Raw genomic sequence first — 22,905 nt, 5'->3', positions numbered from 1 at the left:
ATTCATGCACGTGAGACGGCTTGTCATAAAAAACGGCTTTTTCCCATAAAATAGTAAGGTTTAATTGATGTTAAGGAGGAATCGTCTTGAGTAAACCGAAGAAAAAAGTACTGCCTCCCCAGCACCAGACGCAGCAGCCCGGATTGGAGTATGTGATGGATCCCCGTCCTGTTTTTGACAGGCCGAAAAAGGATAAAAAGCTGGCCGGAAAAACGGCGATTATTACCGGGGGAGACAGCGGAATCGGCCGTGCGGTAGCCGTTTTATTTGCGAAGGAAGGCGCAAACGTGGTGATCGTTTATCTGAATGAGCACCGCGATGCAGAAGAAACAAAGGCTTATGTCGAAAAAGAGGGTGTAGGGTGCCAGCTGATCGCCGGGGACATCGGGGATGAGGCTTTTTGCAATGAGGTGGTCCGCCAGGCAAAAGAAGCTTTTCCGACCATCGATATTCTCGTGAATAATGCGGCTGAACAGCATCCGCAAAAAGGAATCGAAAAGATCACAAGCCATCAGCTGATCAGAACGTTTCAAACCAACATTTTTTCGATGTTTTATTTGACGAAAGCGGTGCTGCCTCATTTGAAAACAGGCAGCTCAATCATTAACACCACATCGATTACGGCGTATGCCGGCAATGAAAGGCTGATCGATTATTCATCGACAAAAGGGGCGATTACCGCATTCACGCGTTCGCTTGCTTTATCGCTCGTAGATCAGGGCATCCGCGTCAACGGTGTGGCCCCGGGTCCGATTTGGACGCCGCTGATCCCGTCGACGTTTACGGAAAAAGAAGTCGAGGTGTTCGGCTCAACGACACCGATGGGACGGCCGGGACAACCTGCCGAAGTAGCGCCGAGCTATCTGTTTCTGGCCAGTGAAGATTCTTCTTACATGACCGGACAGGTGCTCCATGTCAATGGGGGAACCATCATAAACGGATAAAAAGGCCGGGACGAACAGCGCTTGGCCTTTTTTCATATAAAAAAGCCAATCCTTTGTAGGATCGGCCGTTAAGCGTGCTTTTTGAGCGCGGTATATTCTCTTGAAAGCTCAAGGAAAGATTGTTTATCCCCTTTGTCTAATGCTTCGTTAATCTTCTCGCACAGCATGTTCAAACGCCGTTTAAACAACGATTCATCAAGGACCATCTGGATGTAGATATCCGTAATGGTTACATCAAGTTCTTTAACCTTTTGGGTATTGCGGGACTTCATGAGCTCAGCGTACGACTTTTTCTCTTTCATAAAGATTCCCCCTGATGCCTTTTTTATAGTATATGGATTGCGAATGAAAAAATCAATAAGTATTTATAATTTTTAGATAATTATTCGAAAAAGCATCTTTATAAGAATAAAAGGGTATAGATTCGGACAAAAAATTTGTGTTTTGCCGGATAAAAAATAAAAATTGCAATTAAAAAACATATTTTCAAATTAATTGGAAAAAATCCTGTCGTTTTGTAAAGGATAATGTTAGATTAGTAGTATAATATGACTAATGATTGGGAGGATCATGATGAGCAATACCGAAGATATGACAAGAGATTCTTATGAAGTAAACAGTTCGACAATGGCCGTGCTGCCTCTTGATGAGGGGAAAAAGCCCGCTTCAAAAGTAATTGAAACCGACAGGACATTTCGGGTCAATATGAGGCCCTTCCAAATTATAGAGAGAAGCTGCCGCTATTTCGGCTCAAGCTATGCGGGAAGAAAAGCCGGCACATATGAAGTCATTAAAGTTTCCCATAAACCGCCGATCATGGTGGATCATTCAAACAATATTTTTCTTTTTCCCACATTCTCCTCAACAAGGCCTCAATGCGGGTGGCTTTCACATGCGCACGTTCATGAATTCCGTGCGGCAAAGTATGACAACACATTCGTCACGTTTGTAAATGGCGAATCTTTGGAGCTGCCGGTTTCCATCTCATCTTTTGAAAATCAGGTTTACCGCACGGCATGGCTGAGAACCAAGTTTCTCGATCGGATTGAAGGAAGCGCCGTGCAGAAAAAACAGGAATTTATGCTGTATCCAAAGGAAGACCGGAACCAGCTGATATATGAATTCATCCTCAGGGAGCTGAAAAAACGCTATTGACCGGGCTCTGCCGCGAATAAATAATGCTCCAAAAGCGCGGCGACCTGGTTGCGGATACGGGGATTAAAGTAGTTGTGCTCTTCTTCGTATCCTTCATAAATAAAGCAATACATCGTAAATGCTTCGTCACGGGACACTTCGTGAATTTTGACTTTCCGCCTGCGTAAATCGGTTTTTACATCGTATAAATCGCGCTGGGCCAGCTTCAGCGCCTGTTCGATCAGGCGCAGATAAGGGTCCTTCAGCTTAAACGGACTTTGCTGAATTATGCTGATATCCCTGTTTAAAATGCTGATGGTCATCGGAAGATAAATAGCCTTTTCAATCGTGTCCCTGACATCTGCAGGAATTCTCGTCATGGCTTTTCTCCTCATTTCTTTCTGTTTGGGAACGTTTGTTCTGTTTTTATTTTACACGAAAGTCCGTTCTTTTTTCAAGAACGGGAAAAAAAGACTAAAATGACCGGGTTGTTTCAGAATAATAAGGAAGTGCTGTTCTGCCGATTCTTGAAAACCTTGGAGGCCGATCATTTAAAGTTTTAGGTTTAACGTGTAGAATAGAAGTAGACAACTGTATGAGGAGAATAAAGTTGGAGCAATTTTTCAGTTATTTTACAGAAGAGAATCTAACAGAATTTTTTCAAAGCTATCGGGCTTTTGGTCCTTTTGCCGCTATCTTGCTGCCGTTCATTGAAGCCCTTCTTCCGTTTCTTCCCCTCATCGTGTTTATCGTTGCAAATGTTAATTCGTTCGGTTTGTGGGAGGGGTTCCTTTTGACGTGGATCGGGGCTTCAGCGGGGTCGATTTCGGTCTTTCTTTTTATCCGCCATTTCGGCCAGCAAAAGGCCTTGGCTTTTATACGCAGGCACCAGTCGGTGAAAAGGCTGATGATCTGGCTCGAAAAACGCGGCTTCGGCCCGCTGTTTCTGCTGCTTTGTTTTCCCTTCACCCCTTCGGCGGCGGTGAATGTTGTGGCAGGGCTCTCGAGAATCAGCCTGCTGCCTTTTTCACTTGCGGTTCTTTGCGGAAAGTTCGTGATGATTTTTATCGTCAGTTTTATCGGCCATGACCTGAATGCGCTCTTTACGCAGCCTTTGCGGACAGCAGCCGCCATTATCGTCATTTTGATTTTATGGTACGCCGGAAAACGCATTGAACATCGTTTGAACGTGAAAATCAGCCAGAGAGAGAATGACTAGGGGGGCATTGATGTGAAAAAGCGCTATATGGTCATTGCCGCAGTGTTGTTGATCGTCCTTGGAATTCAGGTGAAAAACGCCATTTTTATTGAATATAAAGTAGAAGGGGTCAGCATGAATCCAACCTTTCAGGAGGGCAATACACTTTTGATCAACCGCTTTGCCCATCATTTTCAAACGATCAATCGCTTTGACATCCTCCTGTTTAAAGGGCCTGAGAAAGATGTATTCATTAAACGGATCATCGGACTTCCGGGTGAAACGCTGAAATATGAAGATGATCAGCTGTTTATTAATAACAAACCGGTAAAAGAGCCTTATTTGGATGAATTAAAGGCTGTTACCGCCGGAGGCGACCTGACAGGGGATTTTACGCTTGAAGAGGTAACGGGAGAGAAAAAAGTTCCGGCAAACCATTACTTTGTCCTTGGGGACAACCGAATTCACAGTTATGACAGCCGCCATTTCGGCTTTGTTTCAGATCGGGACATCGTCGGGATTGTGACAGAAAGAATTGATAAAAAGTGAGCAGGATGCTCAAAAAGGGAAGGAAGTGTCCTTCCCTTTTTGACAACGGTGCAATTCCAATATGAACACAACCTCAGGCTTGCCTCATATCTGTTTCGGCCTACTTCAATTTAACCGCTGGTGTATTTACATAGGCCTGCGTTGTTTTTGTATCAGAATGCGTTAGGGCACGTGAGATTTCTTCTATTGAAGCCCCACCTTCATAAGCTATTGATCATTAAATTTATTTTAATTTTGTGAATGGATTGACAGTATATATGAAATGGGCTATTGTAAAAATTAATTTGTGAATTTATTCACAAACTAATATATAAGCTGCAAGTGGTAAATGATTAAAAAATAATGGAGAGGAATGGATGAATTGTTAGTTAAATTATTAGAACCATTAAATGTTTCAGATTCGCTCATTGAGAAATTAGCAGAACCCATCAAACAGCAAGGCCATGAATTTGTTTACTACAATGAGAAAACAACGGATTCGGCAGAATTGGCAAAACGTAGTGAAGGTGCAGATGTTATTATGATTGCGAATAATCCTTATCCTTCAGAAGCAATTGATCAAAATAATAACTTAAAATTAATCAATGTTGCTTTTACAGGTGTCGATCATGTAGAGTATGCTCAGGCTAAGAACCGGGATATTATGATATGTAATGCAGCTGGATATGCGAATCAAGCAGTTGCAGAATTAACAATTGGTTTAGTATTAGATTTATATCGCCGCATCGCGCGGGGGGATAAAGAAATTCGTGCTGATAATTATCCCGGGGCATTCCGAGGTAGTGAAATTAAGGGAAAAACAGTTGGTTTGATTGGTACAGGTAAAATTGGTATGATGACTGCTCAATTGTTTAAAGCATTTGGTGCAAAATTGGTAGCTTCAGACCAATCTCGAAAAAATCCAGAAGTGACAGATTTGGGCATCGAGTACATGGAGTTAGATGAATTATTAATACAATCCGATATTGTGTCATTACATGTACCATTACTACCAAGCACAAAAGGTTTGATTTCCAAAGAAAAATTAGGGCTAATGAAAGAATCAGCCATTTTAATCAACTGTGCACGAGGTCCAATTATTGATAATGACGCATTGGCTGATGCGTTAAATGAGGGAAGAATTGCTGGAGCTGGTATTGACGTGTTTGATATGGAGCCTCCTATTCCAACTGACTATAAACTATTACATGCCAAAAATGTCATTTTAACACCACATGTAGGTTTCTTTACGGATGAGGCAATGGAATTACGTGCTGAAATTGCATTCAATAATACCATTGCATTCCTGGAAGGTAGACCTCAGAATATTATTCAAAGATAATATAGAGGAGCTTTTCTTACAGATCAGATAAGTGTTTTGCTTGTAAAATAATATGTGAATAATTGAACAATAGAGTTGTGGTATTTTGGAAAATGAAGCGAGGAGAAAATACAATGACACTGAAAGAAGTAGCAAGAGAAGATTTAAAAAATCGTATTTTCCATTGGCCAGACATTCAGAAGTTTAGAGAAGAAGAAGCAACAAAACATATTTTCTATGAAACATCTAATACTGTAGGAGCTGTATGGTGTATGCGCCCAGGGCAAACTTTGCCAATCCATTCGCATGAGAATGCTGACGATATATGGATTGTCATCGAAGGAACAGCAGATTTTTATCCGGAATGTGGCGAAAAGGTTCCGATTCAAGCTGGTGATGTCGTTGTTGCACGTGCAGGGGAAAAGCATGGAATGACAAATAATTCCGATAAAAATTTCGTTATGATTGGAATAGCGGGGCCGACGCCTATTGGTTTCATTCCGCATAAGCATGATTAATCTAAATAAAGCAGACGTTAGGCTCTTAGTCTGTAAGGACACGCTCAATCTTGTTATAGATAGAATAGGCTCGATAACTATAGAGTTATTTGGGCTTATTTCTTGTTTGTCTAAAGATGATTTTTTTATATTTTGCAAAATAGTGTTTGCTCATAGAAGTAATAATGAAAGAGGGAAAAGGCATTACTATTATTACTTTTATAGAAATGAGAGAGCTGGGAAAAATAAGACTAGCTTCTATCGATGAATCATTCCATCGATATTTTTAAGCAGACGCCTTTTGTCTAAAATGTATAATGTTGCTTTTGTTTTTGTTGAAAGTGAACAATGTTATTGGCTGGCTTACAACCTACAATTTAATTAAATAAAAAATAGATTAAATAATAAGAAGGGAGCGTGTCATACCGTGGAAAAAACAATTAAACATGACCCCAATTATTACAAAAAGATCATTATTGCATTGTGTTTAGGGTGGGTAGCTATTTGGATTTATCGCACAATACTTACGCCAATATATCCGCAGATTCAAGAATCATTAGGAAATATTAGTGACACACAGATGGGGTTGGTTGCTTCTATTTATTTCTTTGCATATACAGGTATGCAAATTCCGTCAGGAGCCCTTGTCGATAAATTTGGACAAAAAAAGGTTTTAATTCCTGCATTTATCGTTTTTGCGCTGGCTGCATTTGTAATTGGCACAAGTTCAACCATCATGCAAGTATACATTGGTTCGTTATTGGCTGGTATTTCGACCGGTTCATATTACGGTGCAGCCTTTTCCTTGTCAGCCAAACATACGCCAAAAGATAAAAAAAGTTTTTCCAATGCGATTATAAACAGCGGTTCAGCATTAGGGATGGTAATTGGACTAATCGGATCATCGGTATTAGTAGGCGGTTTTGATATTCAATGGAATTATATGCTTGTTATAACAGCTATCGTCATCGTAGCTGTAACATTTGTGTTTGTGTTGTTTATTAAACAAGATAAAACATCAGATAAGGAAGTGGCTGAAGAGAAGAAAGACGCCGCACTAAGCATGGATATTCAAAATGAAAGCTTATTTTCTCCAAGACAATTAGTTGTATATTTTGTATATTTTGCAACATGCTATGGCTATTATATGATTGTAACTTGGCTGCCATCATTCCTTGTAGCAGAAAAAGGATTTAATCAAGGTTCAGTAGGATATGCAGCTGCACTAGTTGCGGTCACTGCAGTACCTGGCGCTTTGATATTTACTAAATATATAGACAAAAATGCACATTTGCGTCTGCGTTTAATTTTATTTCTATTAATTGCTGCAGCAGTAACAATTAGTTTGACAGTATTTGCACCAAATCCTGCAGTGCTGTATATTGCGTTAATTTTATATGGCTTATTAGGCAAACTTGCGATTGATCCAGTTTTAATAACCTATGTATCTGATTCCGTATCAGGAGACAGAGTTGCCAGAGCATTAACTCTCTTTAACTTCTTTGGAATGAGCTCATCTGTTATTGCACCGACACTTACTGGCTATATTGGTGATGTAACCGGCTCGCAAGTATTAGCATTCTATATTGCAACCATCCTCCTTGCAGCTGCAGCGTTGCTATTTTTCCTTGTGGTTATGTTAAGACAGAATAAAGCAGCAGCTAACTAAATAAGTATTTTATTTACAACGATATTTTCTCTGAAGCAAATAATGCCAATCGAATGCTCAGTGATGTATCAGGAGACTCTACAGATTGACCTAATATTTCTTCGCATTTTTTAATGCGATATTTCACAGTATTACGGTGAATAAAAATATCTTCTGAGGTCTTTGTAAGATCACATTGGTTTGCCATATAGACACTTAATGTGAATCGTAGTTCTTTTTCCTTCGTTGTCTGAGGATAGGCTAAAGGACCGAGTGTATAAATGATAAATGGCTTTAATTTATTCGTTGGAATGAGCTGTAATAATTCTTCTACGCTTTTGGATTTGTAGGACTCTATAAATTCCATTTCGCCTTGTTCATATTTATTATCATAAGCCTCATTTGCTTCGAAAAAAGACAGTGGTAATTGTGAAAGCTCGGAGACTTCATTGCCAATGCCAAATGAAAGGGAGCTATTAAAAAATAGCTGATACTCTTTTTGGATATATCTGCAGTATTCCAAATAATAATGATGTCTTCTTTGTAAAAGTATCGTAAATCTGCGTTCACCCTGAGACATATATATGCTAATGGAAGGGTCAATCCCAGTAAACTTATGCGTCAGCCACTCAAAAGTCATCTGATAACGCTCATTTATGTAGGCGCTATTTTCTACATTCTTTTCTTTGTCAATCCCGCAAATAATCACTTGATAGAATGTAGAAGGTTGAATGTGATATTTTTTTAAAAGGTCAGTGTGTTGTGCCAGTGAAACAAGGTTATCAGGATGTTCGGACATAAGTGTTGTGAAAAAATGGTTCACGTCCTGCTGCTCTGCTTCCTTGATTTTACTATTTTTATAAATTGCGAGGCTAAGTGTGTTGACTGCTTGTTCTATTGTTAATAAACTAATCGGATAGTTGAGCAAATTAACATTTGAAATCATAAGATAATACGGAAAATATTTAAATGCAGGAACCTTAAATACAGCATATTCTTCCTGGAAAACACCATTATGATTTGGTTCGATTTGCTCTGAATTTAATAAATATCTCCTGAAATAATTAAGGTTTTTTTGAACATGTTCTGAGTTTTGATGAAAGTGATGACTCGATGATTCAACTTGATGAAAAGAATTTAGCAGCATGACAGGAACCTTTATAAGTCTACTTAAACGCTCAATCATCATGTTCAGGCTTAACCCTTGCATCAGCATAGCATTTAACTCTTGTTGGATATCTAATGCGAAGTGTAATTTTTCTGTTTCTTCATCCAAGATAAATGAAGATATATGATGAGTAATGGATCCCAAATTCCAACTTTCCGGAATTTCAATAATTGGGAATTTTAATTTGTTTGCAAATGCAATAACCTCATCATCTAATTTTTTTAAAAATCGGGATAGCTTGATACCTAGACCAGCAACTTGTATATCATTTAACTCACTAATAAGACTGATTAGTCCGGATTGGTCATCCTGATAGCTCATTCCTGTTGTGACGATAAGTGAGCGTGGCGTTGTAAAATTTTTAATATCAGGCGTTTCTGTAATATCAACCATTTCTACCACTCGTTCCAAATCGCCCTGCTCATTCAGCAATGTTAAATCTGAAAATTGCAGTACAGATAATATTTCTTTTAAAGTTGTCAAAAAGGCTACCTCCTTATCTATGTTAGAAAAAGATAAAATAAAATATGTAAGATGTTACAAGGATAACTTCTAACTCTGATAGTACACTGTTTTTGAAGGTAATTATACGTATAATCCTTTAGTTAAAAATATTAAAGGAGAATCATTATGCTTGAACAAAATCAAGGTATTCAACAGGATTCTTCGTTTTTTGAAAAGTGTGGTTATTATAAAGATATCATGCCGAAGATCACTTGAACAAAGAAATTCATCCTCATTTAACGTTGCAGTGGGAGCAGGGCGTAATATTCAGAATGATATAGCCGTTGGTGGTCTTTTTAAAACTGGGATCATCACCGCTAAAATTAATGGTATCCCTTATTATAAGTTCCTTCTTAGATAGCCTTACGACTCGCCGTAAGCGGATACAAGGGTTCAAAACAGCATCCCGGTTTTATGCATTTAAGATATACCTATGGTGATATAGGTGCTAACTGCAAGGTGTATTACGTGGTGCTGCGGATTGGATCTCCTCGGTTTGATTGCAGACATTTGCTGGTTTACAAGCTTTATTGAGTGTTTCCGGCTCCACACAAATAAAATCAGCAAAAACATAAATTATTGGACAAGTTTCCGGTATTGTTGCTGCTCACGTTTTATTTGCCTTTTCAACTGTAACCATTTTAATTGGCTGCTCTATTGGGTCAACAAGAACGGAATATACTGAATGTTGTTAATCAATAGGATATATATTGGCGGTTTCCTTGCTACAGGTGTACTTCTATTTACAGCAATCTCTATCAATGCAGCAAGTAATATGATTCTTGCAGCTTAAAAAAGAGGAGGATGATTTTGATGAATTTTGATTCAATTATCAAAAATGGATTAGTCATTCTAGAAAATGGTGAACAAGAAGTCGAAGTAGGGATCAAAGATGGCAAAATCGCAGCAATCGGTAAGGATTTGGGTACAAGTGCAAAAATTATCGATGCAAAAGGATCTATTGTATCTCCAGGTATGATTGATGCACATGTGCATATCACAGAGCCGGGCGGCGGCTATCGTGATGAATGGGAGGGCTATGACACAGGAACACGTGCCGCTGCAAAAGGCGGTGTAACGACGATTATTGAAATGCCATTAAATCAAGTGCCAGCAACGGTAGATGAGGAATCTATTCAAGAAAAATTTAAAGCCGGAAAAGGAAAATTATCAGTAGACGTTGCGAGTTACGGCGGTTTAGTACCATTTAACTTGGATGGGGGTATTCAAGAATTGGATAGCAATGGTGTTGTTGCATATAAATGTTTTTTAGCAACATGTGGCGACCGTTCTATAGAAGGAGATTTCATGAACGTGGATGACTATTCCCTCTACGAAGGCATGAAACAAATTGCGAAGACAGGCAAAATATTATCTATACACGCTGAAAATGCCGCAATCACCGATAAGTTAGGGGAAATAGCATCTAAAAATGGGGAAACTTCATTGCGTGCTTATGTAGATTCTCGACCCGTATTTACTGAAGTAGAACCGATTAGAAAAATTATTCTATTTGCGAAAGAAACGGGATGTCGTGTACACATCGTTCATATAGCTTGTGAAGAGGGCGTAGACGAAATTGTCAAAGCACAACAGGAAGGGGTCGATATTACATGCGAAACATGTACACACTATTTATATTTCTATAAAGAAGAACTAGATAATATCGGACCGGTTGTAAAATGCTCTCCGCCAATCCGTGAGCAATCACGCTTAGAAGGCATGTGGAATCGGGTATTAAACGGAGATATTTCATTCGTAACATCAGACCATTCACCATGTACCCCGGACTTAAAAGCTACGGATAATGCATTTGAAGCTTGGGGAGGTATCGCAGGTTTACAAAATAATGTCGATGTATTATTTGATGAAGGTGTGCAAAAACGTAATATGCCATTATCCAAATTTGCAGCCATTATTGCTACAAACCCTGCGAAACGTTTTAATCTCGCATCAAAAGGCAGTATTGCAGTAGGGAAAGATGCAGATTTCGTATTTATTAAGAAAGATGCACCTTATGAATTAAAAGCTGGGGACTTAGCATATCGACACAAAATTAGTCCGTATATTGGCCGCAAAATTGGTGCTCAGGTAGTGAAAACAATCCTTCGCGGTGTCGAAATCTATGATGAAGAAAAAGGAATTTCAAATGAAAAAGTAGGAAGATTTATTCCTTGAGCGACGGGACAGCTGCCCCGTCAGGAATTTGAGGCATAGGAAGATGTGAAGGCGACCTGAGATTGTGTTACACTCGCAAATCAGTGTGTCATCAGCATTTCTTATGGCGGCTAATACAGCTGAAGTGAGCATGGTAAAGTTGACTTCACCACAATCTCTCGCGATTACAGCAGCAGCTGTTAATCAAATTAAAACGAGTCAAAAATTTTCAATATACATTAAGGTACAGCCTAGAATTGCTGCTGCTCGTATGTATCCTGACTCTTGGCATATCATTTTAAACTACCCTATAAATCAATGTTTTTTATTGATTTATAGGGTAGTTTTTTTATTTGCACCTTATTTATTAATGGGTAAGAGGGATGTGTCGCTCCCATCTATAAATTTTTAAGCGAGCGATCTGTGATTTTCTTTAGGAGAAATTCGATGCAAATTTAATTTGTTATTTTTCAAGTTTTTATGTAATCGAAAGCCAACAGTTTCTTTTTATCTCTGGCATTAGCCCATTATTTAGATACCGTAAATTGATTAAAAGGTGTCTTTGTTGAAAGTGCATAAAATGCTCTTCCATTATTGTTGGTTATGTCAATGAATGGTTGTAAACAGGGTTCTATGATGAAAGTAAATAAGAGAAAGGAGGAGAAAAAGAATGGATATTCAATCAACCTTTGAAACGTTAGATAAGAAATTCACAAGTTTTGGCGGTTTAGAACAAGGGGGTATTACGCGTCTGTTATACTCCCCTGAATGGATTGCTGCAGTTCGCGAACTGGAAGCGACATTCAAGGAAGAAGGTTTAGAAGTAAGCTTTGATGATGTTGGAAACTTATCTGGTCGTCTTGTTGGAAGTAAATATCCTGAAGAAACTATTTTAACAGGATCACATATCGACACAGTTGTAGAAGGCGGTCATCTGGATGGACAATTCGGTATCTTATCTGCATTGGTTGCTGTGAAATATTTAAAAGAAAAACATGGTCAACCATTACGAACAATAGAAGTACTATCGCTCGCAGAAGAAGAAGGCAGTCGATTCCCATATACATTTTGGGGAAGCAAAAACTTCTTTAACTTAGCCAAAAAAGCGGATGTTGACACAATAGAAGATGCTGAAGGAATTAAATTCGAAGATGCTATGCACGAATCTGGTTTTGATTACCGTAAAACAGATGATGTTCGTGGCGATATTAAAGCATTTGTTGAAGTACATATTGAACAAGGGAAAGTATTAGAGGCGGAAAATAAAGCGATTGGTGTTGTGACTGGGATTGTTGGTCAAAAACGTTACACAATTAACTTGAAAGGTGAGGCAAATCACGCTGGGACAACACCGATGTCATTACGAAGAGATACAGTTGTTGCATATAGTGAAATTGTAACAGACTTAACGAAACGAGCTAGACAAATTGGGGAGCCTCTTGTATTAACGTTTGGACATGTCGCTCCTGTTCCAAACACGGTAAATGTCGTCCCTGGAGAAATTACTTTTTCGATAGACTGTCGTCATATTGATCAACAACTATTAAATAATTTTGCGAGAGAAATTGAAGATAAAGTTAAAGCGGTTGCAGAAGCAAACAGCATGACTTATGACATTAATTTATGGATGGATGAAGCACCGTCATTGATGGATAAAGAAATCATTCAAATAATTGAAAAAGCAGCTAAGGCCAATGTGGGGGACCGCTATAAATTGATGCCATCTGGTGCAGGTCATGATGCGCAAATTTTTGCCGATTTTGTCCCAACAGCAATGTTGTTTGTACCTTCTATTGGCGGAATTAGCCACAATACCAATGAAGAAACGAGGATAGAAGACCTTGTGAAGGGGATTGAAGTATTGAAAGATGTATTGTTTGAACTAGCTTATAAGGAATAATAATGAAAAGGAGCCAGATACTCATGAGTTACTTAAATCATAATCAAGGATACAGAGAAGGTTTATTAGAAACACGTTCAGTAATAAAAAAGGATAATTATGCGGTAATCACACCTGATGGCTTGGTTAATAATGTTGTACCTGGCTTTGAAGATTGTGATGTAACGATTTTAGGATCCCCGCGTTTAGGTGCAAGGTTTGTAGATTATTTGGTAACAGTTAAAAACAAGGGCGGAAACAAAACCGGTTTTGCCGGTGATGGTATCCAATCATTTGTGTACGTTGAATATGGTAAAATCAACGCTTTTGCGGACGGTGAAAAATACGAATTAGCAAAAGGCGGATTCTTATATGTGCCTCCACACTTACAATTGACTTTTGAAAATAATAATAATGGTGAGGACAGCCGTTTGTTTTTATACAAAAAGCGTTATCAGCCGCTTAAAGGACATACACCAGAAATTGTTACAGGTAATGTGAATAACATCAAACAAGAAGCCTATGAAGGTATGAAAGAAGTATTAATTCAAGATTTACTGCCAAAAGAAATCGCATATGACATGAACATTCATATTCTTTCATTTAAGCCAGGTGCTTCGCATGGTTACATTGAAACGCACGTTCAAGAACATGGTGCTTATATATTAAGTGGACGAGGTGTTTACAACTTGGACAACGAGTGGATGCCAGTTGACAAAGGTGACTATATTTTTATGGGAGCTTATACGCCGCAAGCAACCTATGCAATTGGTTTGGATGAACCATTCTCGTATATTTATTCTAAGGATGCGAATAGAGATATTAATCTATAAAGAGGGGCAATGTTAATGAGTGAACCATTAGTGTATATAGAACGTAATCGTCTCAGGCAGCTAATGAAAGATAAATTAGTGAAAGCAGGTTTACCTGAAGAACAAGCGGATAAAACAGCTGACTTACTCATTTTTGCAGATGAACGAGGTGTTCACTCACATGGTGCAGTGAGAATGCAATACTATTCGGAACGTGCATTAAAAGGTGGATATAACCTGAAACCAAAGCTAAGCTTCGAAAAAACGGGCCCTGCCTCAGGGATTTATCACGGGGATAATGCGTTAGGGCATTATGTGAGTTATCAAGCAATGAAAAAGGCAATCGAATTAGCAAAAACATCAGGTATCGGTGTTGTCGGTGTAAAAGAAATGGGACACAGCGGTGCTATTGGTTATTATGCACGTCAAGCAGCATTAGAAGGCATGGCGGCATTAACAGTATGTCAATCTGATCCCATGGTCGTGCCATTTGGTGGCACCGAACCATACTTTGGCACCAACCCAATTGCTTTTAGTGCGCCTAGAAAAGATGGTAGTCCAATACTTTTTGATATGGCAACAACGGTACAAGCCTGGGGGAAAATCTTAGATGCAAGAAGTAAAAACAAATCTATCCCAGACTCATGGGCAGTGGATAAAAATGGAGCGCCAACAACAGACCCGTTTAAGGTAAATGCATTATTACCAATGGCTGGACCTAAAGGATACGGGTTAGCGATGATGGTTGATATTTTATCGGGGAGTTTACTCGGCTTGCCATTTGGCAAGCATGTCACTTCCATGTATAAAGATTTATCAGAGTACCGTCGATTAGGGCAGCTTCATCTCGTAATCAATCCTGAATACTTTGGTGGGAAGGAGCAATTCCTGGAAAAAATATCTCAAATGGTTGAAGAATTACACGACAACCCACCTGCTGAAGGATTTGACAAAGTGTATTATCCCGGTGAAATTCAAATAGATGTGATGAAACAGTATAAAAAAACAGGTATCCCAGTTACAAAGGAAATTTTAGATTATTTAGAGTCAGACAAAATTTACTAATCATGTAATGGAAGGGGGGAATCAGATGCGTGTATCTAAGCAGGAGCTGTTTCATTTAATCAAACAGAAGCTAATCAAAGCTGGATTAAATGAAGGAGCCGCACACGATGTTTCAGATGTATTGACATTCGCCGATCATAGAGGGATCCATTCCCATGGTGCAGTACGTGTGGAATACTATGCCGAACGAATCGCAAAAGGCGGTATTACAGCAAACCCAAACTACACATTTGAACAAACAGGACCTGCATCCGCTGTCTTTAGCGGAGATAATGGTCCAGGTCACCAAGCGGCGAAACAAGCGATGGAAAAAGCAATCGAAATGGCAAAAAATTCAGGTGTTGCTGTTGTAGGCATGAAGAATATCTCGCATAGTGGTGCATTGGGTTATTTTGTTGAAATGGCAGCAGAACAAGACATGGTTGCTTTAAGCATGTGCCAATCAGATCCAATGGTCGTACCGTTTGGAGGAACAGAACCATACTTTGGCACCAATCCAATTGCTTTTAGTGCACCATCGGCTGATGAACGCATGATCACATTTGATATGGCGACAACTGTTCAGGCATGGGGAAAAGTATTGGATGCAAGAAGTAAAAATGAATCGATCCCGGAAACATGGGCAGTAGATGCAGCCGGCAAACCAACAACGAATGCAAGAGATGTCCATGCACTTGTGCCAATTGCCGGTCCAAAAGGTTATGGATTGATGATGATGGTGGATATCTTATCAGGCAGCCTTCTTGGAGTACCTCATGGCGTACATGTATCTTCCATGTATCAAGACCTGACAAAAGGCCGCGATTTAGGGCAAATTCATATTGTGATCAACCCAGCATACTTCACAGATTTAACTGCTTTTAAACAACAGATTTCGACGATGCTTGATGAGTTAAAAGCACAGCCGGCAGCAGAAGGCTATGGAGAAATTTATTATCCGGGTGAGCGCGGTAAATTAAGAAGTGCAAAATATGATAAAGAAGGAATTGAAATTGTAGACGATATTTATAACTACCTCGTTTCAGGCGATGTTCATTACAATCGCTATCATGGAAAGAATAGATTTGCAGAATAACAAAATGGAGGATCATTATGTTATACACAATTATAAAAGAAAACACCTATCAAGATTCTATCGTGTTAATGCTTTTATCAAACAAGTTATCTGCAATAGATGGTATAAACAAAGTTTCTATCATGATGGGAACACCAGCTAACAAAGACATTTTTAAATCTTCAGGTTTGGGCACAGATGAATTGGAAAAAGCAAACCCAAATGATATCGTCATCGTTATAGATACAAACCAAGAAGAAAAGGTATCGGAAGTGAAAGAAGAAGTAGAAGCAGCTTTAAAAGGAGACTCTGCTTCACAAGGCACAGCTAAAGACCAAGAAGCACATAACTGGAAGCGTGCAATGGAGCTTGCGAACAACCCTAATTTGGCATTGATCTCCATTCCTGGTCAGTATGCAGCAATGGAAGCGGAAAATGCATTGAATGAAGGGTTACATGTATTTCTATTCAGCGACAATGTATCTAAAGAAGATGAGGTTAAGTTGAAACAAAAGGCGCATGAAAAAGGATTATTAGTCATGGGACCAGACTGCGGTACGGGAATTATTCACGGCGTGCCACTGGCATTTACAAATATCGTCAATAAAGGAGATATTGGCATTGTGGGTGCATCAGGTACAGGGATTCAGGAAGTGACATGCATCATTGACCATCTTGGTAAAGGTGTAACAAACGCAATTGGTACAGGTGGTCGGGATTTATCAACAGAGGTTGGTGCTACCACGGTTTTAGATAGTATCAAAGCATTAAATCAAGATCCACAAGTAAAAGTGATTACAGTAATTTCTAAACCGCCTGCAAAGGAAGTGCAGCAAAAAGTATTGAACGTCTTAAGAAATATTGAAAAACCGGTTGTTACGTTATTTTTAGGAGATAAACCAACATATCAGGAAGAAAATATTTATCATGCGTATACACTTGAAGAAGCAGCGGTTGTATCTGTTCAATTATCCAATGGCGACAAACCGAATTTTGAGCCGACAGTGGCTGAAAATGTAAACGTGTCGTTAAGAGATTCACAAGTTGGTATTAAAGGTTATTACTCAGGCGGCACCTTGGCATCTGAAGCAGCTATGTTAGTGAAAGAGGCATTCAAAGAGGAAGTGCCTGAAGAGAAGAAAGATGCCTATATCCTAAAAACAAACCATCATGAAATTATTGACTTAGGCGATGATATTTATACCCAAGGGAAGCCGCACCCGATGATTGATCCTGAAAAACGCATCGAAATGCTTGAAACATCTGGAAACGATCCTGCAACAGCAGTCATCATGATTGATAACGTCATTGGCTATGGCAGTCATGATGATATGGCAAATGAATTAGCACCAGCCATTAAACGTATTTTAGCCAATGCACATCAGGGTGGGCGTGAACTTGCAGTGCTTGTAACAGTTGTAGGTACAGCTCGAGATCCTCAAGGTTACGAAAAGCAAATTGAAACATTAAAAGAAAGTGGTGCAATGATTTGTGAGACAAACGACCAAATGGTTCGTACAGCGATTAAACTGGCAGGAGGAAAAGTTGAACAGCCAGTCCTTGATATACAAAAATTTGAACATACCCAAGAAGACTTAACAGTAGACGAAAAAATTGTGTCCTTAATCAATAAGAAGCCAAGTGTGATCAATATTGGGCTGAAAAGTTTTACAACAGCTGTTCAGAAGAGCGGATCAGAGTGTGTTCAATTTAACTGGCGTCCAATTGCTGGCGGTGATGAAAAGTTAATGAAAGTACTTCAATTTCTAAACTACTAAGAAGGAGAGACAATCTAATGGGGTACAAAACAATAAATGAAGCGAACGAAGCTGTTATCCAGAAGATCATAGCAGCTGAACCATTCTTAACGGATGTTGTACCTGCCAAGTCTGTGATTCCTGAATTAGAAGATTATGTGTTATTACATGCCGGGCCTCCAATTAAATATGAAAATATGACAGATCCTATGCAAGGCTCTTGTGTTGGAGCGATTCTTTTTGAAGGATGGGCAGAAGATGAAGAGGGAGCGCGCGGTCTGCTTGAAAACAATAAGATTACATTTATTCCATGTCATCATGTGAATGCAGTTGGACCAATGGGAGGCATTACATCACCTAATATGCCGGTTCTTGTTGTTATGAACAAAGAGAGCGGCAATGAGGCGTACTGTCAAATGAACGAAGGCATCGGTGCAGTATTACGCTTCGGTGCTTATCATGAGCAGGTAATCAATCGCCTGCACTGGATGAAAGATGTGTTGGGTCCAGTGTTAAGTAAGGCCTTAAGAAAAATTGATGGAGGCATAAACGTTAATGTGTTGATGGCTAAAGCTATTGCAATGGGGGATGAATTTCACCAGCGCAATATTGCGGCATCATTGGTGTTTTTAAAAGAAGTTGCTCCAGTAATTGCGGCATTAGATGATGTTGAAAACGAACAAAGTGCAGAAGTTATCCAATTTTTAGCTGATACAGACCAATTTTTCTTAAACATTGCCATGGCGACTGGAAAAGCAATAATGGATGCAGCGCGTACAATCAAACATGGTACAGTCGTTACTGCAATGTGCCGAAACGGTGAAAACTTTGGCATTCGTATTGCTGGTATGGGAGATGAGTGGTTTACAGCACCTGTTCATACACCGCAAGGGTTATATTTTACTGGCTACTCAGCGGAAGATGCAAACCCAGATATCGGTGATTCAGCGATTACAGAAACAATCGGTGTTGGCGGCGTAGCAATGATTGCTGCCCCTGCAGTAACACGTTTTGTTGGAACAGGCGGATTTAATGATGCGCTTGAAACAAGCAATCAAATGGCTGAAATCTGTGTTGGAGAAAATCCGAACTTTGTTATTCCGACGTGGGACTTCAAAGGTGCGTGTTTAGGTATTGATGCACGTAAAGTTGTTGAAACAGGCATCACGCCGGTAATTAACACAGGTATTGCACATAAAATTGCCGGATATGGGCAAATTGGTGCTGGTACAGTTCATCCTCCAATCGAATGTTTTGAGAAAGCAATCACAGCATATGCTGAAAAGCTAGGTTTTCAAGGATGATTTTACAGGCAAGTGCGATTGGTTCAATCGCACTTCAGCTATTAATTGAGGGAAAAACGTTTACTGTACACAGCATTTTTGAAAAAGGTTTGAATATTGTTGATCGGAATGATGAATTGATATTTATCGGCACAAATGAAAATGGGACCTTTCCATTTGGAATCTTGCTTGACTCACAAACGAAGCAAGCACTAAAAGCCGATCTTGAGGTGGGAGATACATTTCACGTTCGCAATAACCATCTTTCCCACAACCGTTTTGAGCTCAATTTTAATGCGAAAATACTTCCGTTATATACGGATTTTAAACATGCAAATATAAATAAATTGAAAGAAAACGTGAAACAAATTTCATTTAAATCGTATGAATCTACTGATTTTGAATCAGCTCGCGTGTCGGACTTGATAAATAAATTACACGATCCAACTGAAAATTTGGAGAAAGAGTTTCGTTACTTTATCGGACGCGGCCAAGGTTTAACGCCGACGGGTGACGATATACTGGTCGGTATATTGTATGGACATTTCATCAACTCTTTTATCGCCGAAAAACACCTTGAAACATTGGGAAGTCTAATCAGAAAACCCTTAACAACCCTTGTCAGCACGCGCTTTTTAACTTGTGCTATAGAAGGTTTATTTAGTTCAAAAATCACAAAATTACAACATGATTCATCTTTAAAAAGTATGAAAAGCCTTATAAAAGTAGGTTCTTCTTCTGGGATGGATACTTTATATGGAATTTATATGGCTTTAACAAAGGAGTGAAAGAAATGGGGAAAAGTGTAGTAATCGCTCTAGGAGGTAATGCAATTTTACAGCCAAAACAAGAAGCAACTTATGCTAATCAATTCAAAAATGTAATCTCTGCAACACGTCATATGATTGAAATTAAAGAAGCAGGACATAAAATTGTGATTACACACGGCAATGGTCCGCAAGTTGGGAATATTATTGCTCAAAATGAAGCTGCCAAAAATGTCGTTGAACCGCTGCCAATCTATGCTTGTAACGCAGAATCACAGGGATTCATTGGTTATATGCTGGAAAAAGCTTTGAAAAACCATATTAAAAAACGGGGCATTACCGCGAATGTAGCTACATTTCTAACAATGGTTGAAGTGGACAAGTATGATAAAGCATTTGAAAAACCAACGAAACCAATAGGAGTATTTTATTCAGAGGAAGAAGCGAAGCAATTAGAAGAAAAAGGATTTACTATGTCAGAAGATGCAGGGCGTGGCTATAGACGAGTTGTGCCTTCCCCGGAACCGAAAGTGATCCATGGGATAGAAGAGATTCGGCGTTTAATTGATGAAACTATTGTTATTTCCTCTGGCGGCGGCGGTATACCTGTATATCGTGACGACAGCGGTCTATTACATGGTCTTGAAGCAGTAATAGACAAAGATCGTTCAGGATTAAAGCTTGCACAACAAATAAATGCTGATGTTTTCATGATGTTGACAGACGTACCAAATGTATTTATCAATTTTGGCAAAGAAAATGAGCAAAAACTAAGCCGAATTACAGTAGAAGAAGCAGAACAATATGTGGCAGAAGGGCAATTTCCTGCTGGCAGTATGCTGCCAAAGATGCAAGCGGCTATAGAATTTGCAAAGTTAGGTAAAGAGGCAATTATTTGTTCATTGGATCAAGCGGCAGCTGCACTAGATGGAAAAGCGGGGACGCGCATAACAAAATAAGACAATCCGCATATGTTCATAAGGAGGATAAAAAGCCAAAATTCCGCCTTTTTTAGATATGACCACATTTGATGCGTCATTTACTTCAAAACTTTCTCTTTATGCTGCGCAGACAGATTTCGAAAAGAAACAATCTATGAAGTCTAGGATCGAAAGTCAAAGGATGAGTGAAAAAATGGATATTTTCCATCTGTTGGTTAAGTAGCTAAATATCATTAGTTAGTAAAAGCTTATTACTTCTTTAAATGCTTTTTTTAATGAAATCTTTTACAGTGGCGTCTTTAGTTAATGTTTGGCGAAATTGGAGGATGGATGCAGTATGGGGTTGAAATAAAAAACCGGAACGAAAGGGTTACCCCTCAGTTCCGGCTTTTTTCATATGCGGGTGCGCCGTTTTTTCCGATTTGTGATGCAGCAGCCGAAAGAACGGCGGCAGCATGGCGATGACGAGAACGACCCTTAACACTTGAACAGCGACGACAAATGTCGAATCGGCGTGAAGGGTAACGGATGTCGTCGCCATTTCCGCGATTCCCCCCGGTGAAAACGCCAAAATGGCCGTCGTCAAAGAAATGCCCGCTACATGGGCAGTCACGGCGGCGCTCAAAATCATCGCAATGATCAGGCCGACGGAGCCGAGGAAGGCGACAATCAGTGTCCGCTTGACGCCGATGAACATCTCTTTATTGATTTTTGAGCCGATCGTTGCACCAAGGCAGATTTGCGACAGCACCGAAAATCCGTGGGGCCACCATGCAGTCAGGCTGAGGCCGGACAACGAACTGCCGGCGATTTGAATGGCGGCGACGCCAACCATGCTTCCGAGCAGCCAAGGCGCTGGAAAGCGCAATAATGCAATCGCCTTGCAAGCCAAAAAAGCGGCCAATACAATGACGGCTGTCCAAGCAATATAAGCTGTTCCGAATTCGGATGTTCCGGCGGCGAGCATCTGGTGGGTGGCGGACTGTGATTCGGGATATTGGGAATGAATGAAAACGACGAAAAAAGGTATCGTCATGACTACCAGCAGCACCCGGATCATCTGTACGAGGCTGACGATGGCCGTGTTGGCTCCCACTTCCTGAGCGACGCCGGGCATGGCGGATAGTCCGCCCGGGGCCGTTCCTACAAAACTCGTCAGCATATCCGCATTGCTGAACCGCCATAAAACAAACCCGGAGAGCAGCGCGAAGATGACGGAAAGGATCAGCATCACCCCGATGATCAGCCAGTTTTCTTTAAAAATGAAAATCACGGACATATTCATTTTCTGTCCGAGTTCAATTCCCAGAAGCATTTGTCCAAAGCTGAGCCATCCTTTATGGATGCCTTTTTGGCTGATTGCTTGTTTCAGCGGAGCCGGCTGAAACAACGACAGACAGGCGGCGGCCGCCATTGTACCGACCATCCATCCGATCGTCATTCCTGTCAATGAAAGAAGAAACCCTCCCAGGCTGCTGATCAATATTAATATGATATCCCGAAGGAAATCATGTTTTATTCTCAAATTAAAACCCTTCTTCCTGTATTGAAAGCCTTTTTGTTCACTAGGTAAAGTATTTTCTATTGATAACTATAATATAATTTTAGCGATTCGTAAAATACGAATTTATTTAAAAGATTAATAAGTAAAACTGATCATTGGAAAACAGGGCATTTCAAAACATAACGGGCAGAGCGGATGAATACAAATAAATTAGATTCATCACAAATAGAGGTGAACCCATGTGAAGCATGACCAGGAATCATTCACCAAAGTTAAATCGTATCGTCCGTTCCACAGCGCTTTTGACCCGTGTCCGCCGCTGGGCAAGAGGTATTACAGAACACCTCCGAATTTATATTTAGGCTTTCAGCCGCGCGGCCTGCCGCAGTTCTCGCCTATGGAGGCTTTAAAAAAAGGGACGCTTTGGCCCGTTTTTTACGATCCTTATGAAAATCCGTATGAGATGGGAGGTAAGGGGGGATGACACACACGTTGCCGCAAGACTATTATCAAAGGCTTCACGAGATTCAGGCGGTCGATTTTGTCATTATCGAGCTCATGCTGTACCTTGATACACATCCGGATGATATCGATGCGATCAAACAATATAACCAGTATGCCGTGTACTCTAAAAGACTGAAAGCGAAATTTGAATCTAAATATGGTCCCCTCGTACAGGGGAGTCCCGATCGGACGGAATCGTACTGGAGCTGGAAAAGAAGTCCTTGGCCATGGCAAGTTTAA

At 39.9% G+C, this 22,905-nt stretch carries 22 protein-coding genes; 18 read left to right on the top strand and 4 right to left on the bottom strand.

Going from position 1 to position 22,905, the window contains the following annotated elements; translation table 11 throughout:
- The first annotated feature begins 86 nt into the window (after window positions 1–86).
- A complete protein-coding gene (locus BTR1S_RS12010; protein WP_006636724.1) occupies window positions 87–944 on the top strand; it encodes an SDR family oxidoreductase in 858 nt (285 codons plus the stop codon).
- A 68-nt stretch (window positions 945–1,012) separates the two neighbouring features.
- On the opposite strand, the gene BTR1S_RS12005 is transcribed toward BTR1S_RS12010, so the two are convergent.
- Window positions 1,013–1,246 (bottom strand): IDEAL domain-containing protein, encoded by a 234-nt coding sequence (locus tag BTR1S_RS12005; RefSeq protein WP_006636725.1) that lies wholly within the window; start codon window positions 1,244–1,246, stop codon window positions 1,013–1,015.
- Between the two features lie 271 nt (window positions 1,247–1,517).
- Between BTR1S_RS12005 and BTR1S_RS12000 the strand changes: the two genes are divergently transcribed.
- Window positions 1,518–2,099 (top strand): competence protein ComK, encoded by a 582-nt coding sequence (locus tag BTR1S_RS12000; RefSeq protein ID WP_006636726.1) that lies wholly within the window; start codon window positions 1,518–1,520, stop codon window positions 2,097–2,099.
- On the opposite strand, the gene BTR1S_RS11995 is transcribed toward BTR1S_RS12000, so the two are convergent.
- Window positions 2,093–2,458 carry a YhjD family protein gene (locus BTR1S_RS11995; protein WP_006636727.1) on the bottom strand — a complete coding sequence of 122 codons (366 nt, stop codon included), beginning with the start codon at window positions 2,456–2,458 and terminating at the stop codon, window positions 2,093–2,095. The genes BTR1S_RS12000 and BTR1S_RS11995 overlap by 7 nt on opposite strands.
- A gap of 230 nt (window positions 2,459–2,688) precedes the next feature.
- Here BTR1S_RS11995 and BTR1S_RS11990 point away from each other — a divergent pair, with 230 nt between their 5' ends.
- The 5 genes from BTR1S_RS11990 to BTR1S_RS11970 all read left to right on the top strand — a co-directional run bounded on the left by BTR1S_RS11990 (window position 2,689) and on the right by BTR1S_RS11970 (window position 7,291).
- Complete coding sequence (locus BTR1S_RS11990) at window positions 2,689–3,297, top strand: TVP38/TMEM64 family protein (RefSeq protein WP_006636728.1); 609 nt, start codon at window positions 2,689–2,691, stop codon at window positions 3,295–3,297.
- 12 nt (window positions 3,298–3,309) lie between these two features.
- Entirely contained in the window at window positions 3,310–3,825 is a 516-nt protein-coding gene (gene lepB / locus BTR1S_RS11985) for a signal peptidase I (RefSeq protein ID WP_006636729.1), read from the top strand.
- A gap of 361 nt (window positions 3,826–4,186) precedes the next feature.
- Complete coding sequence (locus tag BTR1S_RS11980) at window positions 4,187–5,146, top strand: 2-hydroxyacid dehydrogenase (RefSeq protein WP_029419021.1); 960 nt, start codon at window positions 4,187–4,189, stop codon at window positions 5,144–5,146.
- A 113-nt stretch (window positions 5,147–5,259) separates the two neighbouring features.
- Entirely contained in the window at window positions 5,260–5,643 is a 384-nt protein-coding gene (locus BTR1S_RS11975) for a cupin domain-containing protein (RefSeq protein WP_029419020.1), read from the top strand.
- 406 nt (window positions 5,644–6,049) lie between these two features.
- The gene (locus tag BTR1S_RS11970; protein ID WP_029419019.1) at window positions 6,050–7,291 is read left to right on the top strand and encodes an MFS transporter; all 1,242 of its coding nucleotides are present in this window, start codon (window positions 6,050–6,052) and stop codon (window positions 7,289–7,291) included.
- A gap of 13 nt (window positions 7,292–7,304) precedes the next feature.
- On the opposite strand, the gene BTR1S_RS11965 is transcribed toward BTR1S_RS11970, so the two are convergent.
- Window positions 7,305–8,921, bottom strand: a complete 1,617-nt coding sequence (locus BTR1S_RS11965; protein WP_006636734.1) for a PucR family transcriptional regulator — start codon at window positions 8,919–8,921, stop codon at window positions 7,305–7,307.
- Window positions 8,922–9,755: 834 nt separating this feature from the next.
- Here BTR1S_RS11965 and allB point away from each other — a divergent pair.
- The 9 genes from allB (at window position 9,756) to arcC (ending at window position 20,675) form a co-directional block, all read left to right on the top strand.
- A complete protein-coding gene (gene allB, locus BTR1S_RS11955; RefSeq protein ID WP_029419018.1) occupies window positions 9,756–11,120 on the top strand; it encodes an allantoinase AllB in 1,365 nt (454 codons plus the stop codon).
- A gap of 649 nt (window positions 11,121–11,769) precedes the next feature.
- Window positions 11,770–12,999 (top strand): allantoate deiminase, encoded by a 1,230-nt coding sequence (gene allC, locus BTR1S_RS11950; protein ID WP_029419017.1) that lies wholly within the window; start codon window positions 11,770–11,772, stop codon window positions 12,997–12,999.
- 23 nt (window positions 13,000–13,022) lie between these two features.
- Window positions 13,023–13,811, top strand: a complete 789-nt coding sequence (allE, locus tag BTR1S_RS11945) for a (S)-ureidoglycine aminohydrolase (protein WP_006636739.1) — start codon at window positions 13,023–13,025, stop codon at window positions 13,809–13,811.
- A gap of 15 nt (window positions 13,812–13,826) precedes the next feature.
- Window positions 13,827–14,855 carry an ureidoglycolate dehydrogenase gene (gene allD, locus BTR1S_RS11940; protein WP_006636740.1) on the top strand — a complete coding sequence of 343 codons (1,029 nt, stop codon included), beginning with the start codon at window positions 13,827–13,829 and terminating at the stop codon, window positions 14,853–14,855.
- A 25-nt stretch (window positions 14,856–14,880) separates the two neighbouring features.
- The gene (allD, locus tag BTR1S_RS11935; protein WP_006636741.1) at window positions 14,881–15,930 is read left to right on the top strand and encodes an ureidoglycolate dehydrogenase; all 1,050 of its coding nucleotides are present in this window, start codon (window positions 14,881–14,883) and stop codon (window positions 15,928–15,930) included.
- Between the two features lie 17 nt (window positions 15,931–15,947).
- Complete coding sequence (locus tag BTR1S_RS11930; protein WP_034326209.1) at window positions 15,948–17,687, top strand: acyl-CoA synthetase FdrA; 1,740 nt, start codon at window positions 15,948–15,950, stop codon at window positions 17,685–17,687.
- A gap of 17 nt (window positions 17,688–17,704) precedes the next feature.
- Window positions 17,705–18,970: a YlbE family protein gene (locus tag BTR1S_RS11925; protein WP_029419016.1), complete on the top strand. Its 1,266-nt coding sequence runs from the start codon at window positions 17,705–17,707 to the stop codon at window positions 18,968–18,970.
- On the top strand, window positions 18,967–19,737 hold the full coding sequence (locus BTR1S_RS11920; protein WP_029419015.1) for an oxamate carbamoyltransferase subunit AllH family protein: 771 nt from the start codon (window positions 18,967–18,969) through the stop codon (window positions 19,735–19,737). The genes BTR1S_RS11925 and BTR1S_RS11920 overlap by 4 nt, the downstream gene beginning before the upstream one ends.
- A gap of 5 nt (window positions 19,738–19,742) precedes the next feature.
- Window positions 19,743–20,675, top strand: coding sequence for a carbamate kinase (gene arcC, locus BTR1S_RS11915; RefSeq protein WP_029419014.1), 933 nt, complete (start codon window positions 19,743–19,745; stop codon window positions 20,673–20,675).
- A gap of 352 nt (window positions 20,676–21,027) precedes the next feature.
- Here the strand turns inward: arcC and BTR1S_RS11910 are convergent, their stop codons facing one another.
- Window positions 21,028–22,182: an AbrB family transcriptional regulator gene (locus BTR1S_RS11910; protein ID WP_006636746.1), complete on the bottom strand. Its 1,155-nt coding sequence runs from the start codon at window positions 22,180–22,182 to the stop codon at window positions 21,028–21,030.
- A 220-nt stretch (window positions 22,183–22,402) separates the two neighbouring features.
- On the opposite strand from BTR1S_RS11910, the gene BTR1S_RS11905 reads away from it, so the two are divergent.
- On the top strand, window positions 22,403–22,645 hold the full coding sequence (locus BTR1S_RS11905) for a spore coat associated protein CotJA (RefSeq protein ID WP_006636747.1): 243 nt from the start codon (window positions 22,403–22,405) through the stop codon (window positions 22,643–22,645).
- Window positions 22,642–22,905 (top strand): spore coat protein CotJB, encoded by a 264-nt coding sequence (locus BTR1S_RS11900; protein ID WP_006636748.1) that lies wholly within the window; start codon window positions 22,642–22,644, stop codon window positions 22,903–22,905. Before BTR1S_RS11905 ends, BTR1S_RS11900 begins: the two co-directional genes overlap by 4 nt.

Origin of the sequence: Bacillus sonorensis NBRC 101234 = KCTC 13918, assembly GCF_001592005.1 — a bacterium.
Lineage (GTDB): Bacteria > Bacillota > Bacilli > Bacillales > Bacillaceae > Bacillus > Bacillus sonorensis.
This window is presented reverse-complemented; position numbering and strand designations above follow the sequence as displayed.